This is a genomic window from Collinsella aerofaciens, assembly GCF_015670745.1.
GTDB classification, from domain to species: domain Bacteria; phylum Actinomycetota; class Coriobacteriia; order Coriobacteriales; family Coriobacteriaceae; genus Collinsella; species Collinsella aerofaciens_T.
On sequence record NZ_JADPCH010000004.1, the window covers coordinates 1 to 12,927 of the forward strand.

Genomic DNA, 12,927 nt, shown 5'->3' on the forward strand with positions numbered 1-12,927 from the left:
CAAATGGTTCGATGTCTGCCCGGATGCGACACTCGTAAGTGCCCATCCTCGCAGTATCCGGTTCTCAAGGTGCACGCTTTGCGGCTCATCCGGTCCGACCGGGCCGCGCGGCAAGGAGATATATTGCCAGACCGGAGGGGCCCCGTGGGCGGGAATCTGGGCGTACACATTTCCTACACATTTTGTGATCCGACTAACGTTTGCCAGCCGTTACCTACCGCTCGCCGAGCATCTCTTCTATATAAGGCAGTCTCATGGTTAAAGCGGATACGTCCCCCTAGCTAAAGCACAGCCAGCATCGAGCAACTCATCACGCTCTTCCACCGAGAACCCCTCGGCGTAGACGCGCACCACTGGTTCGGTCCCGCTAGGACGGACCAGCAGCCACGTGTCATCCTCGAATGCCAAACGCAAGCCATCCATATGACTAACGTTTTGCGGCACCTTGCCACAAATCGACTTGGGGTTTACGCCCGGCAGCAGGGTTCGTAACGTTTCGGCATCTTCGGCCTCAAGGCGCAAATCCCGTCGACCGTAACTCGTCTTACCAAAACTGTCCTCGAGTTGGTCGACCAGAACGCCCAAAGGCGCGTCCGTCTTTGCCATAAGCTCACACAGAATCAGACAGGCGAGGATTCCATCGCGCTCGGGCATATGCGCGGCGATGCCGATACCACCGGCTTCTTCGCCGCCTATGAGGACGCCGCCCTTTTTCATCTCCGCCGCTATATATTTGAAACCGACTGGTTTGACGGTCACGCGGCAGCCAAGCGCCTCGGCAATGCGACGCACGAGCGTCGAGCATGAAAGATTGACGACGACGCGCCCCTCCAAATTACGAAATTGAACCAAGTCGCCCAAAACGAGCGCCATGATCTGATGCGGATGTATATATCTGCCGCGCTCGTCAACCGCACCGATACGGTCGGCGTCGCCGTCGGTCACCAGACCAGCGCAAGCTCCGTCATCGATAACCGTGCGCTCGCAAGCGTCCACCCAAGGCTCAACGGGGTCGGGGCAGATATCTTCTTGGTCAGACGCCTGCCCGGCGTGAATCTCGTGCACCTCAACGCCAAGCTCGCGCAGCAAGTCGGCTAGATAACCCTGGGCTGCGCCGCCCATGGGATCGACAACCACGCGCAGGTGCGCGTCGCGGATGGCTTCGGCATCGACAAACGATGCCACCGCCTGCATATAGTCAGGAATGATATCCGCGGTGCGATATTGCCCCTCGATCCCCATTGGCTCGGGAGCCATGGTCTCTTCGAGCTCTTCGATGACATCCTGGTTGGCGGTCGAGCCGTCACCCATGCGAATCTTGAGGCACAGATAACCCTGCGGATGATGGGACCCCGTCACCATGAGCGCGCCGCACGCCTCACCGTCATAAGCCGCCGCCCACGTAAGGGCAGGGGTCGGAACAGGTCGCGAAGCGAGCACGGCGTCCAGCCCGTGCGCTGCTAGCACGCCCGCCGCGAGCTCAGCGAACTCGCTCGCCAGGGGCCGGGTGTCGAACCCTATATATACCGTTTTGCCCGGATTGGTCTTTTGCCACAACTCGCCGACGGCATCGGCGATACGGGCAACGTTATCGGCAGTGAAGTCCTCATCGACGCGAGCGCGCCAACCGTCAGTTCCAAAATGAATTATCGCGCACACGCGCAGACACCTCACAGTGTTTGGATCATGGTACGCATGGGGTATACCCGCAACACGCACTCGGCAACCTGCCGGCACCAGCATTCACCATTTGGGCAAATGCTGCCGAGGACATGCAGGCAATAAAAAAAAACCGCCCCGTATGGAGCGGTTTTGCCCTTTATATATCGAGCGCCTCGGCCATCGCTGCCGTAGTGATTGCCGTGGTTCCGCAGCAACTGCCCACCATTGCGGCACCGGCATGTCTCCATTCGATGCATGCGCGCGCGAAAGCTTCGGGGTTCTCGTGCCATACGGGGCCATCCTGAGTCTGGACCGGATCGCCTACGTTGGGACGCACCGTGACGGGAGTAGTCGCCGATGCAACCATCCTGGGCACCGCCGCGTTCGCGGCCGCAAGCGAACAGCAATTAACACCAATCGAGTTTGCGCCGTGTTTTTCGGCGTACAAAACGGCTGCCTCGATGTTGAGGCCATCGCCCAGCAGGTCGCCTTTATCGTCAACGACAAAACTCACCAGAACAGGCATGCCGTCGGCGGCATCTCGGGCGCCGGCAAGCATGGGCTGCAGATTACGGATAGACGTCACCGTCTCGATCAGCAGACCGTCAACACCAGCATTGAGCAAGGCGTGCGCCTGTTCGCGCGCAATGCCGCGGATTTCACGATACTCGACAGAGTCCTCGGCAAACCACTCAATACCGATCGGGCCCATCGAGCCCAGCAGTAGCTGAGGGTGCGCCTGGCGGGCATCGTCGACGGCCCCGCGATTGACCTCCGCCACGGACGGCGCAATCTGGTCGTGCTTGAGGGCATAGCTCGATGCCTGAAAGGTATTGGTAATGAGCACCTGCGCGCCGGCGGCGACATACAAGCGATGGATACGAGAAACGGTCTGCGGCTCTGCCAGATTCCAAAACGCCGGTGGAATGTCGGCGGCATCGTACTCACTCAACAAAACACTGCCCATGGGGCCCTGCGCCAACAAGGTCTCGCTCGACAAGCGGCGCGTAAGTTCCTCGGCACCAAAGCGGTTGTAATAACTCGTATCCATATATATCCCGCTATTCCTCGACGCTGATTCCCTGCTTTTCGAGATAGGCGAGCCAGCGGCTCATCGTGTCCTCGGATAGCGCATGCTCCATCATGCAGGCCTCGGAATCGGCTCGCTCAAATTCGACACCGAGCTCCTGAACCAAAAACGTGCGGATGAGGCGATGACGGTACCAGATAGCCGTGCCAACCTCGCGGCCGCGATCGGTCAGGATCACCTTGCCGTAGTGCGATTGCTCGACAAGCTCGGATGCCTTGAGAGCCGAAACCGCTTTATTGACCGATGCCTTGGAGACGCCAAGGCGCTGCGCGATGTCGACCGATCGAACGCCGTTGGTTTCCCCCTCTTCGCTTTCAATGCGAACCATGCACTCCAAGTAGTCTTCGTTCGCCACCGTCAGATGTAGTTCGCGCGAGCTATTTGTCGTATCCATGATCTTCCGTCCCTTCTGCATTCAATGGCTGATTCTACCCCATCCAAGCGTCGCGGTATGCCGTGGCATACCGTGCTAGAGTTCTTGTTGCACACGACGACCAAGATTGGAGCGGTCTTTATGGAAAACACCACCACGAACCCCGATGTCCTCGAGCGCTTTTTGCGCTACGTCCAGATCAACACGCAGTCCGAGGATGCAAACTGCGACCAGGTACCCTCGAGCGCCGTTCAGTTTGACCTTGCCAACGTGCTGGCTGAAGAGCTGCGCGAGCTTGGTGCGGAAGATGCCCACGTGACCGAGCACGCCTATGTCTGCGCGCATATCCCCGCAAGTGCGGGCGCTGAGGACAAGCCCGCCCTGGGCCTGATCGCCCATCTCGACACCACCGAAGTTGCACCGGGTGCCGGCGTGAAACCGCACATCGTACACTACGAAGGCGGCGACCTGGTCTGCGGCACGGTTGACGGTAAGCCCGTTGCCATGAGTACCGCCAAGCTTCCCGCCCTGAACGACCTCGCAGGTGAGGACCTGGTCTGCAGCGATGGCACCACGCTGCTGGGCGCGGACGACAAGGCAGGCGTCGCCGAGATCATGTCGCTTGTCGCGCGTATCGCTCAGGACCCTTCTCTGCCCCATCCCGCACTCGGCATTTGCTTCTGCCCTGACGAGGAGATCGGCCACGGAGCCGAGCTGTTGGATATCGATACCTTTGGCTGCAAGTACGCCTACACGGTCGACGGCGGCCCCATCGGCGAGCTGGAGTGGGAGTGCTTTAACGCCGCCGAGGCGACCGTCCGCTTTGAGGGCCAGTCCATCCACCCAGGCGACGCCAAGGGCCGCATGGTCAACGCGGGCAATCTGTTCTGCGATTTCAATGCCCTGCTCCCCTACGAGCAGCGTCCGGAATACACCGAGGGCTACGAGGGCTTCTATCACCTTGAGGGCGTCTCGGCAACGGTCGACCATGCCACGGCGCGCTATATCGTTCGCGACCACGACGCGGCAAAGTTCCAGCAGAAGCTCGAGCTGATGGATGCCGCCGCAGCACTGCTCAACCAGCGCCTGGGTGAGGAACTCGTAACAGTCGAGATTAAGCACCAGTACCGCAACATGGCCGAGATCGTGCGTGACTACCCGGAGCTTATCGATATCGCCAAGGAAGCCTACCTTACCTGCGGCATTGAGCCCCAGGTGCTGCCGATTCGCGGTGGTACTGACGGTGCGCAGCTGTCGTTCCGCGGTCTGCCCTGCCCCAACCTTTCCACCGGCGGCTATTGCTACCACGGCGTCAACGAGTTCGTCCCGGTCAGTTCGCTCGTCAAGATGACCGACGTCCTGCAGGAGCTCGTCGCCCGCTTTGCATAAGCCTGGCTGCATAAGCCCAAAAGACGAATCGCCCCGTCCTCAACCGAAAACGGGGCGATTTTTTTTGCTGCAACGAGAACAGGTTGACGCACGCCAGCCTCTTAACGCAAGGAGTGTCCCAAACTGCCGGCACATAAGGAACGTCCCCAAGTGCCAAGTGGACTACCCAACTGCAAGTGACGACATCGCTGGTTGAATCAACGTCAGCGAGCGACGTCCAGAGCGAACAAGTTGGCATGAAAAAGGCAGGGCATTGACCTTCTGGTCATGCCCTGCCTTTTGAATGACAAATTGTCGCTCTGGGCGGCGCGCAGCGTCGAGCCGTTACGCGGGCTAGTAAGCCCGCGTAACTCTAATAGTTGGCCTCGTAGCCGTTACCGTCGCCGGTGGGCTCTTCGTAGTAGTCCGAATCGCTCGAATCGCCTGAGTCATCGGAATCGTCAGAGCTGACCGATGAAGTTGCGGTACCGTTTGCGTAGTCGTCAGACGTGTTGTTGTTCAGGTCGCCGATCGTAGAGCTGGAACCGTCGGAAAGACCCATGGTGTTGGGACCCTTGGGGTCCTTGCCGGCATCGACGCGCTCCATCATTTCCTTGAGCTCGTCCTCGTAGACAAAGACGTAGCTCACACCGTCGATCATGGTGCTGTCGTCGGCGTACGAGGGCAGGTTGGCCGAGTAGATACCGTCGACATCCATACCGCGCATGGCGTTGACCGTAGCCACGATATCCTGAACGCTCATATCGGTTACGAGCATATCGGACAGCGAATTAACCAGGCCAAAGATCTTCGTGGCATCGAAGTTATTGAGAATCTGGTTGGCAAGGGCGCCAAGCACCTGACGCTGGTGGCGCATGCGCGTGTAATCGCCGTCGGCATAGGTGTAGCGGCAGCGGGCATAGGTAAGGGCGGTGGCACCGTCCATATGCTGCTGGCCAGCGGTAATCTTAATATCCAGGTGCTCGGGGTCGTCAACATCATCGGTTGCGTTAATGTCGATACCGCCAACCGAATCAATCAGCGCCTGCATACCGTCGAAGCTGACCTCGGCATAGTGGGAAATCTGAACACCGCACAGCTCGTTGACCGCCTCGACCATGGCCTCGGCGCCGCCAACGGTATGGCAGGCGTTGATCTTCATGGTCTCGCCCTTGTACTCGACCTTGGTGTCGCGCGGAACGGAAATGAGCGTCGCCTGCTTTTGCGTGGGGTCGATGCGTGCCAGGATAATCGAGTCGGCACGATACGTATCCTCGCCCGAACGGCCGTCGGTGCCAAGAAGCAGCACGTAGAACGGATCCTTTGCCTCATCGGTGTCAACCAGAACCCGACGCAGATTGTCGGTAATGACATTAGAATCGCCGAGCTTGCCCATAATGGTGGCAAACCACAGGCCGGCAGCGGTAGTGGCACTCAGCAGCACGCCAAGCACGACAATGAGCGCGACGTGACGAATCGTGTGGCTACGACGACGTTGGCGAGCGCGCTCGGAATAGCGAGCCACGTTATCGCGACTGTAGATCTTGGCCTGCGCACCAGTTGAGGGTCTTCGGGCGGTGGTATCCGCGAGGGGCTTTTTATTAAACATAGGCAACCTGTATTAGTAGATGACGGGATCGGGAACGGTAGCACGCTCGACATGCGCGCCGAGCGCCTGCAGCTTTTCGACAAACTGCTCGTAGCCGCGCTTGATGTGATGAATAGCCGAAACCTCGGTCGTCCCGTCGGCGATCAAGCCCGCTACGACGAGGGCCGCTCCGCCACGCAGATCGGGCGAGGTAACCTGTGCACCCGAGAAGCCCTTGACGCCATGAATCATGGCATGATGGCTCTCGATACGAATGTCGGCACCCATGCGCACCAGCTCAGAGGCAAACATAAAGCGATTCTCGAAGATGTTCTCGGTGATAACGGAGCTACCATCGGCAAGGGCGGAGAGTACCATAATCTGCGCCTGCATGTCCGTCGGGAAGCCGGGGAACGGAAGCGTCTGGATGTCGACCGGCTTGATACGCTCGGCACGGTTTACATGGACGCCGTCGTCGGTACGCTCGCAATCGATGCCCATAAGCTCCATCTTCTTGAGCACCATGCCCAAGTGAATGGGGCAAAAGCCCGTGACATCGACACCGCGATCGTCGGCCATCAGCGCACCGGCAACGATAAAGGTACCGGCCTCGATGCGGTCGCCCACCACGCGATGGGTAACGGGATGGAGCTCTTCCACACCTTCGATAGTCACGACGGGCGTACCGGCGCCAACAATCTTGGCGCCCATCTCGTTGAGCATGTTGGCGAGATCGACGATCTCGGGCTCGCGGGCGGCATTGTCGATAACCGTGGTGCCCTTCGCGCGCACGGATGCCATAATGAGGTTCTCGGTCGCACCGACACTGGCGAACTCGAGCGTGACGGTGGTACCGCGCAGACCTTGGGGCGCATTAGCGTTGATGTAGCCGTGGGCGGTATCGAACTCAACGCCCAGGGCCTCAAGACCAAGAATGTGCATATCGATCTTGCGAGCACCCAGGTTGCAGCCGCCCGGCATGGCGATCTTGGCGCGATGGAAGCGACCCAGCAGGGGTCCCATCACGGCGGTGGAAGCACGCATCTTGGCAACGAGCTCGTAGGGGGCCTCCCAAGAATCGACCTGAGAGGTATCAATCTCGAGCGTGTGCTCGTCGAGAACATCGATCGTAGCGCCCATGCCCTTGAGCACCTTGCCCATCACGTGGACATCGGAAATATCGGGCACGTTCTGCAGCGTCGTCTTGCCCGGCGCCAGAAGCGTTGCCGCCATGAGTTTGAGTGCGGAGTTCTTGGCGCCCGAAACGGGCACGGAGCCTCCGATGGCGTGGCCACCCTCAACGCGGATAATATCCAAGGTCTACCCTTTCAAAAAGCATGCCCGGGATGGCTGAGCCATCCCGGGCATGATGTGTTCGCAAATGGTCGAACGCTAAATCGTTTGACTATTGGGCAAGCTTGAGCTTACACCATGCGATTTCATTATAGAGGTAGGCGCGGCGTGCATCATCCTCCGACAAATTACCCAGCTTCTCTTCAAAACCTTGAATATCAGCTTTAAGCTTGTCGGCATCGACGGTCGCCAAATCGCAAGCGCGCTCGGCGAGAACGGTCACGACATCGTCCGCAACCTGGGCATAGCCGCCGGCCACGGCAAACGTGTGGTCAACAGTGCCCATGGCCTTATCGGAAACGCGAACGTAACCGCGGTCGATCGTGCAGATCTCGCTGGAGTGAGCAGGCAGGACGCCAAACTCGCCATCCGTGGACGGAATCGACACAAACGCAGCGTCGCCCTCATAGGCGCAGCTCACGGGGCACACGATGCGGATACGCATAACCTACTTCTCCCCCATCTTGCGGGCGCGCTCGCGCACGTCCTCAATCGTGGAAGCATAGCGGAAAGCCTGCTCGGGCAGGTCATCGGCCTTGCCATCGACAATCTCGGCGAAAGAGCGGACGGTATCCTCGACGCGGACGTAGACACCGGGGTTGCCGGTGAACTTCTCGGCGACGTGGAAGGACTGCGAGAGGAACTGCTGAATCTTACGGGCACGGTTGACCGTAAGGCGCTGCTCCTCGGACAGCTCGTCCATACCCAGAATTGCAATGATGTCCTGAAGGTCGGAGTACTCCTGCAGGAGCTCCTGGACCTTGACGGCGACACGGTAGTGCTCCTCGCCGACGATCGAGGGATCGAGAGCGTCGGAGGAAGACGCGAGCGGGTCGATAGCCGGGAACAGGCCGAGCGACGAAATGCTACGCGAAAGAACCGTGGTGGCATCGAGGTGCGTAAACGTCGTGGCAGGCGCCGGGTCGGTCAGGTCGTCTGCGGGGACGTAGACAGCCTGGACGGAAGTAATGGAGCCCGTCTTGGTCGAGGTAATGCGCTCCTGGAGGTCGCCCATCTCGGTTGCCAGCGTGGGCTGGTAACCAACGGCGGACGGCATACGGCCCAGCAGTGCGGAAACCTCGGAACCTGCCTGGGAGAAGCGGAAGATGTTGTCGATGAACAGCAGAACGTCCTGGCCGCGATCGCGGAAGTACTCAGCGGTGGTAAGGCCGGCCAGACCGATGCGCAGACGCGCTCCGGGCGGCTCGTTCATCTGACCATAGACCAAGCAGGTCTTGTCGATAACGCCAGACTCGCTCATCTCGAGGAACAGGTCGGTGCCCTCGCGGGTACGCTCGCCGACGCCGGTGAACACCGAGGTGCCGCCGTGCTCCTGGGCGAGGTTGTTGATGAGCTCCTGAATCAGAACGGTCTTGCCGACGCCGGCGCCGCCGAACAGGCCTGTCTTGCCGCCACGGATGTAGGGCTCGAGCAGGTCGACGGCCTTGATGCCGGTCTCGAAGATCTCGGTCTTGGTGGTGAGCTCGTCGAAACGGGGCGCTGCATGGTGGATGGGGTAGAACTCCTCCACCTCGGGCATGGGCTTGCCGTCGACGGGCTTGCCCATGACGTTCCAAATACGGCCGAGCGTCTTGGGGCCAACGGGCATCTTCATGGGCTCACCGGTATCGGTGGCGATGAGGCCGCGCTGCAGGCCGTCGGTCGAGGACATGGCGACCGTGCGGACGACGCCGCCCGGAAGCTGGCTCTCGACCTCGAGGATCGTGCTCAGATGACCGATCGGGGTCTCGGCCTCGACCGTGAGCGCGTTGTAGATCGGGGGCACCGCACCGTCAAACTTGACGTCGACGACAGGACCGATGATTCGCACGATGCGACCATCACCGGCAGTCGTCTTCTTGGTGGCTTCCTCGACCGCAAGCTTTACGGTGTTATTAGCCATTACTGTTCCTCCAATGCTGAGGCTCCGCCGACGATCTCGTTAATCTCGGTCGTGATCGAAGCCTGGCGCACGCGACTATACGTGCGGGTAAGGGTCGAGATGATCGCGGTGGCGTTTTCCGTCGCGGAGTGCATGGCCTTGCGGCGTGCACCCTGCTCGGCAGCCGCCGAATCGATCAGGGCCTGGTAGATGACCGTCAGGATATAAGACGGCACAAGCTTGCCGAGAACATGCTCGGGAGAGGGCACGAACTCGAACGTGGACGAGATGCGCTTAGGGGCGTCGGTCTCGTTCTTACGCGGACCGTGGGCCATAGCGATCATCTCGGGGTCGAGCGGCAACAGATGCTCGACGCGAAGCTCCTGATCCACGCGGTTCTTGGCGTGGTGGTAGACAAGCTCGACACGGTCAAGCTCACCGGCACGATACGCATCGCAGATATGAGAGGAGATCATGCGGGCCTGATTGAAATCGGGCTCAGAGGAGTTGCCCTCAAAGTGCATGACGACGTTTTCGCGGTCACGGAAATACGTGGCCGGTTTGCGCCCACACGCGATGATCTCGCACTCGATGCCGTCGTTCGCCCAAGAAGCGGCGAGCTTTTCGGCCGTGCGCTCCACCGTCGTATTGAAACCGCCGGCAAGGCCGCGGTCCGAGGCAATAACGACAATCAGGCCATGCTTGACGCTCTCATGCTTCTGCAGCATGGGATCGGTGCCCGAACAGGAGGCGTCGCCGGCGACCGTCAACATGACGTCAGTCAGCGCCTCCTTATAGGGCTCGGCCTGCTTGGAGCGATCGAGAGCACGACGGATCTTGGCCGTAGAGACCATCTCCATCGTGCGCGTGATCTGCTTGGTCGTGGTAACCGAGGAGATTCGCTTCTTAATGTCGCGAAGGTTGGCCATGGGGCTTAGTTCTCCTCTGATCCAGAAACATCCGAATGGTGCTTGGCCATGAACTGCTGCTTGAAGTCGCCGATGACGCGCAAGAGCTCAGCCTTGGTGTCATCATCGATCTTCTTGGCGCGAACCTTGTCGAGCAGCGAGCCAAAGCCATTGTCCATGTACTCGATGAGCTCGGCACGGAAAGGCAGCACGTCGGCAATCTCCAGGTCATCCAGGAAGCCCTCGTTGCCAGCGAACAGCGTAACGATCTGCTCGCCAACCTCAAACGGCTTGTAGCGCGGCTGCTTAAGGAGCTCGGTCATGCGGGCACCATGGGTCAGCTGCTTCTGAGTAGCCTCGTCAAGGTCGGAGCCAAACTGCGTAAAGCCAGCGAGCTCCTGATAGGAAGCGAGGTCCAGACGGAGGTTGCCGGCGACCTGCTTCATGGCCTTGGTCTGCGCATCGCCACCGACGCGGGACACGGAAATGCCCACGTCGACTGCCGGGCGCTGGCCCTGGAAGAAGAGCTCGGACTGCAGGTAGATCTGACCATCGGTAATGGAAATGACGTTGGTCGGAATGTAGGCCGAGACGTCGCCGTCCTGGGTCTCGATGATCGGCAGAGCTGTCATGGAGCCGTAACCGTTCTTCTTGGACATCTTGACAGCACGCTCGAGCAGACGAGAGTGCAGGTAGAAGATGTCGCCAGGATAGGCCTCGCGTCCGGGCGGACGATGCAGCGTCAGCGACATCTGACGGTAGGCCACAGCCTGCTTGGACAGGTCATCGTAGATGACGAGCACGTGGCCGCCGGGGTTGGTCTCGCTGGCGGGCTTGCCGTCCTCGCCGTTGTACATGAAGAACTCGCCGATAGCGGCACCGGCCATAGGCGCGATGTACTGCATAGGGGCGGAATCGGCAGCGGTGGCCGAAACGATGATGGTGTAGTCGAGCGCACCGTGCTGAGCGAGGGTCTCGCGGATGTTGGCAACCGTGGAGGCCTTCTGGCCGATGGCGACATAGATGCAGACCATGCCCTTGCCGCGCTGGTTGAGGATAGCGTCGATGGCAATGGCGGTCTTACCGGTCTTACGGTCGCCGATGATGAGCTCTCGCTGACCGCGACCAATAGGCACCATGGAGTCGATGGCCAACAGGCCGGTCTGAACCGGCTCGCACACCGGGGTACGGTCGATGACGCCGGGGGCCTTGAACTCAATGGGACGACGGTGCGTGGCGACGATGTCGCCCAGGCCGTCGATGGGCTGGCCGAGCGGATTGACGACGCGGCCGAGCATGGCGCGGCTCACGGGGATATCCATAATGCGACCAGTGGTGCGGCACTCGTCGCCTTCCTTGATGGAGTCGACGGCACCAAACAGAACGGCGCCGACCTCGTCACGGTCAAGGTTCTGGGCAAGGCCGAAGACGGTCTCACCGGTATCGGAGCTCTTGAACTCCAGAAGCTCGCCTGCCATGGCGCTCTTGAGGCCGGAGACGCGCGCGATGCCGTCGCCTACCTCATCGACCGTTGAAACCTCATGCGTATCGACCGTCGCGGAGAGGCTCGTGAGCTGCTCCTGCAGTTTCTTGGCGATATCCTGGGCATTGAGGGTTTCGGACATTAGGCTTCACCTCCGTACGAATTAGCAGAGTTTGCGAGGGTCTCCTGCGCGATGCGCAGCTGCGTCTTGACGGAAATGTCACGACGCTCGCCGCGGGCCTCGAGCACCAAGCCGCCCACAATAGACGGGTCGACCTGCTCGATAAGGAATACTTTGCGGCCGAAGTCCTGCTCGCATTTCTTAGTGATGGTTTGACGCAGCTCGTCGTCGAGCGGGATCGCCGTGGTGACGGTCACGCCCACTACATCCTCGTCTTCCTCGGCAACATACTTAAAGGCAGCTGCCACCTTGGGAAGAAGGTCGAGCTGGTCGCGCTTGGACATGGTGTCGAGCACGGCGATGATCTCGGGGCTGGCAGAAGCCAGGCGCTCGATCATCTCGAGGTCCTCGAACACATGGTTCTCGGCCTTAGCGGCTTCCAGAAGGGAGCGCGCGTAGGTCTCGAGCACCTTGTCCTGATAGCGGCTAGTCGGCATTCAGGCTACCTGCTTCCTGGATGTAACGCTCGATGAGCTTCTTCTGCTCGGTCTCGTCCTCGAGTGCCTCGCCCACGATCTTGGTGGCGACGGCAACGGACAGGTCGGCGATGGAGCTCGCGGCACCGGCGTAGATGGACTTGCGCTCGTCCTCGACGGTCGTATGGGCCTTGGCGATGATCTCCTCGGCCTCCTTGTGAGCAGCCTCGATGATACGGGCGCGCTCGGACTCGGCGTCCTTACGGGCCTCGAGAACGATGTCGGCAGCCTGACGACGGGCGTCGGTGACGATCGAGTCGGACTCAGCGCGCTTGGCGATGGCCTCCTGCTTGGTCTTCTCGGCCTCGTCGAGGCTCTCCTCGATCTTCTTGCCGCGCTCCTCCATGGTTTTCATGATGCCCGGCAGGGCGACCTTGGCCAGCACGATCCAGATAATCAGGAAGGCGATAAGCGCCGGGATGAACTCCGCCATCTTAGGGATGAGGATGTCCGCACCGGCAGCGCCGTCCTCGGCGAACGCGGAAACCGGCATGAGCAGCGCGGCCGCGGACGCGGAGAGTGCGATCGCGCTCTTCTGGGATGAAAGATTCATACTTGACGCT

The 12,927-nt window shown here is 60.3% G+C and carries 12 protein-coding genes; 1 reads left to right on the forward strand and 11 read right to left on the reverse strand.

Annotation, left to right across the window (positions count from 1 at the left end):
* Nucleotides 1-258: 258 nt before the first annotated feature.
* The 3 genes from I4W07_RS02325 to I4W07_RS02335 form a co-directional block, all read right to left on the reverse strand.
* On the reverse strand, nt 259-1,659 hold the full coding sequence (locus I4W07_RS02325) for a phosphoglucomutase/phosphomannomutase family protein (protein ID WP_271739737.1): 1,401 nt from the start codon (nt 1,657-1,659) through the stop codon (nt 259-261).
* 160 nt (nt 1,660-1,819) lie between these two features.
* Nucleotides 1,820-2,713, reverse strand: coding sequence for a homocysteine S-methyltransferase family protein (locus I4W07_RS02330; RefSeq protein ID WP_196025492.1), 894 nt, complete (start codon nt 2,711-2,713; stop codon nt 1,820-1,822).
* A gap of 10 nt (nt 2,714-2,723) precedes the next feature.
* Complete coding sequence (locus I4W07_RS02335; RefSeq protein ID WP_040359600.1) at nt 2,724-3,146, reverse strand: metal-dependent transcriptional regulator; 423 nt, start codon at nt 3,144-3,146, stop codon at nt 2,724-2,726.
* Nucleotides 3,147-3,266: 120 nt separating this feature from the next.
* On the opposite strand from I4W07_RS02335, the gene pepT reads away from it, so the two are divergent.
* Nucleotides 3,267-4,514, forward strand: a complete 1,248-nt coding sequence (gene pepT, locus I4W07_RS02340; protein ID WP_196025493.1) for a peptidase T — start codon at nt 3,267-3,269, stop codon at nt 4,512-4,514.
* A 352-nt stretch (nt 4,515-4,866) separates the two neighbouring features.
* On the opposite strand, the gene I4W07_RS02345 is transcribed toward pepT, so the two are convergent.
* The 8 genes from I4W07_RS02345 to atpF all read right to left on the reverse strand — a co-directional run bounded on the left by I4W07_RS02345 (nt 4,867) and on the right by atpF (nt 12,917).
* Nucleotides 4,867-6,102, reverse strand: a complete 1,236-nt coding sequence (locus I4W07_RS02345; RefSeq protein WP_196025494.1) for an LCP family protein — start codon at nt 6,100-6,102, stop codon at nt 4,867-4,869.
* A gap of 12 nt (nt 6,103-6,114) precedes the next feature.
* A complete protein-coding gene (gene murA / locus I4W07_RS02350) occupies nt 6,115-7,398 on the reverse strand; it encodes a UDP-N-acetylglucosamine 1-carboxyvinyltransferase (RefSeq protein WP_196025495.1) in 1,284 nt (427 codons plus the stop codon).
* Between the two features lie 88 nt (nt 7,399-7,486).
* On the reverse strand, nt 7,487-7,879 hold the full coding sequence (gene atpC / locus I4W07_RS02355) for an ATP synthase F1 subunit epsilon (protein ID WP_006235718.1): 393 nt from the start codon (nt 7,877-7,879) through the stop codon (nt 7,487-7,489).
* 3 nt (nt 7,880-7,882) lie between these two features.
* Nucleotides 7,883-9,337 carry a F0F1 ATP synthase subunit beta gene (gene atpD, locus I4W07_RS02360; protein ID WP_006235717.1) on the reverse strand — a complete coding sequence of 485 codons (1,455 nt, stop codon included), beginning with the start codon at nt 9,335-9,337 and terminating at the stop codon, nt 7,883-7,885.
* Nucleotides 9,337-10,245, reverse strand: a complete 909-nt coding sequence (gene atpG / locus I4W07_RS02365; RefSeq protein WP_055310126.1) for an ATP synthase F1 subunit gamma — start codon at nt 10,243-10,245, stop codon at nt 9,337-9,339. The genes atpD and atpG overlap by 1 nt, the downstream gene beginning before the upstream one ends.
* A gap of 5 nt (nt 10,246-10,250) precedes the next feature.
* Nucleotides 10,251-11,849, reverse strand: a complete 1,599-nt coding sequence (gene atpA / locus I4W07_RS02370) for a F0F1 ATP synthase subunit alpha (RefSeq protein ID WP_035138794.1) — start codon at nt 11,847-11,849, stop codon at nt 10,251-10,253.
* Nucleotides 11,849-12,325, reverse strand: a complete 477-nt coding sequence (locus I4W07_RS02375; RefSeq protein WP_006235713.1) for a F0F1 ATP synthase subunit delta — start codon at nt 12,323-12,325, stop codon at nt 11,849-11,851. The genes atpA and I4W07_RS02375 overlap by 1 nt, the downstream gene beginning before the upstream one ends.
* Nucleotides 12,315-12,917: a F0F1 ATP synthase subunit B gene (gene atpF / locus I4W07_RS02380; protein ID WP_117716380.1), complete on the reverse strand. Its 603-nt coding sequence runs from the start codon at nt 12,915-12,917 to the stop codon at nt 12,315-12,317. The genes I4W07_RS02375 and atpF overlap by 11 nt, the downstream gene beginning before the upstream one ends.
* Nucleotides 12,918-12,927: the final 10 nt, after the last annotated feature.

Excerpts from the sequence above, each read along its gene's own strand:
- I4W07_RS02330 (WP_196025492.1), bottom strand. The coding sequence starts at position 2,713 with ATGGATACGAGTTATTACAACCGCTTTGGTGCCGAGGAACTTACGCGC.
- I4W07_RS02335 (WP_040359600.1), bottom strand. The coding sequence starts at position 3,146 with ATGGATACGACAAATAGCTCGCGCGAACTACATCTGACGGTGGCGAAC.
- pepT (WP_196025493.1), top strand. The coding sequence starts at position 3,267 with ATGGAAAACACCACCACGAACCCCGATGTCCTCGAGCGCTTTTTGCGC.
- I4W07_RS02345 (WP_196025494.1), bottom strand. The coding sequence starts at position 6,102 with ATGTTTAATAAAAAGCCCCTCGCGGATACCACCGCCCGAAGACCCTCA.
- atpC (WP_006235718.1), bottom strand. The coding sequence starts at position 7,879 with ATGCGTATCCGCATCGTGTGCCCCGTGAGCTGCGCCTATGAGGGCGAC.
- atpD (WP_006235717.1), bottom strand. The coding sequence starts at position 9,337 with ATGGCTAATAACACCGTAAAGCTTGCGGTCGAGGAAGCCACCAAGAAG.
- atpG (WP_055310126.1), bottom strand. The coding sequence starts at position 10,245 with ATGGCCAACCTTCGCGACATTAAGAAGCGAATCTCCTCGGTTACCACG.
- atpA (WP_035138794.1), bottom strand. The coding sequence starts at position 11,849 with ATGTCCGAAACCCTCAATGCCCAGGATATCGCCAAGAAACTGCAGGAG.
- I4W07_RS02375 (WP_006235713.1), bottom strand. The coding sequence starts at position 12,325 with ATGCCGACTAGCCGCTATCAGGACAAGGTGCTCGAGACCTACGCGCGC.
- atpF (WP_117716380.1), bottom strand. The coding sequence starts at position 12,917 with ATGAATCTTTCATCCCAGAAGAGCGCGATCGCACTCTCCGCGTCCGCG.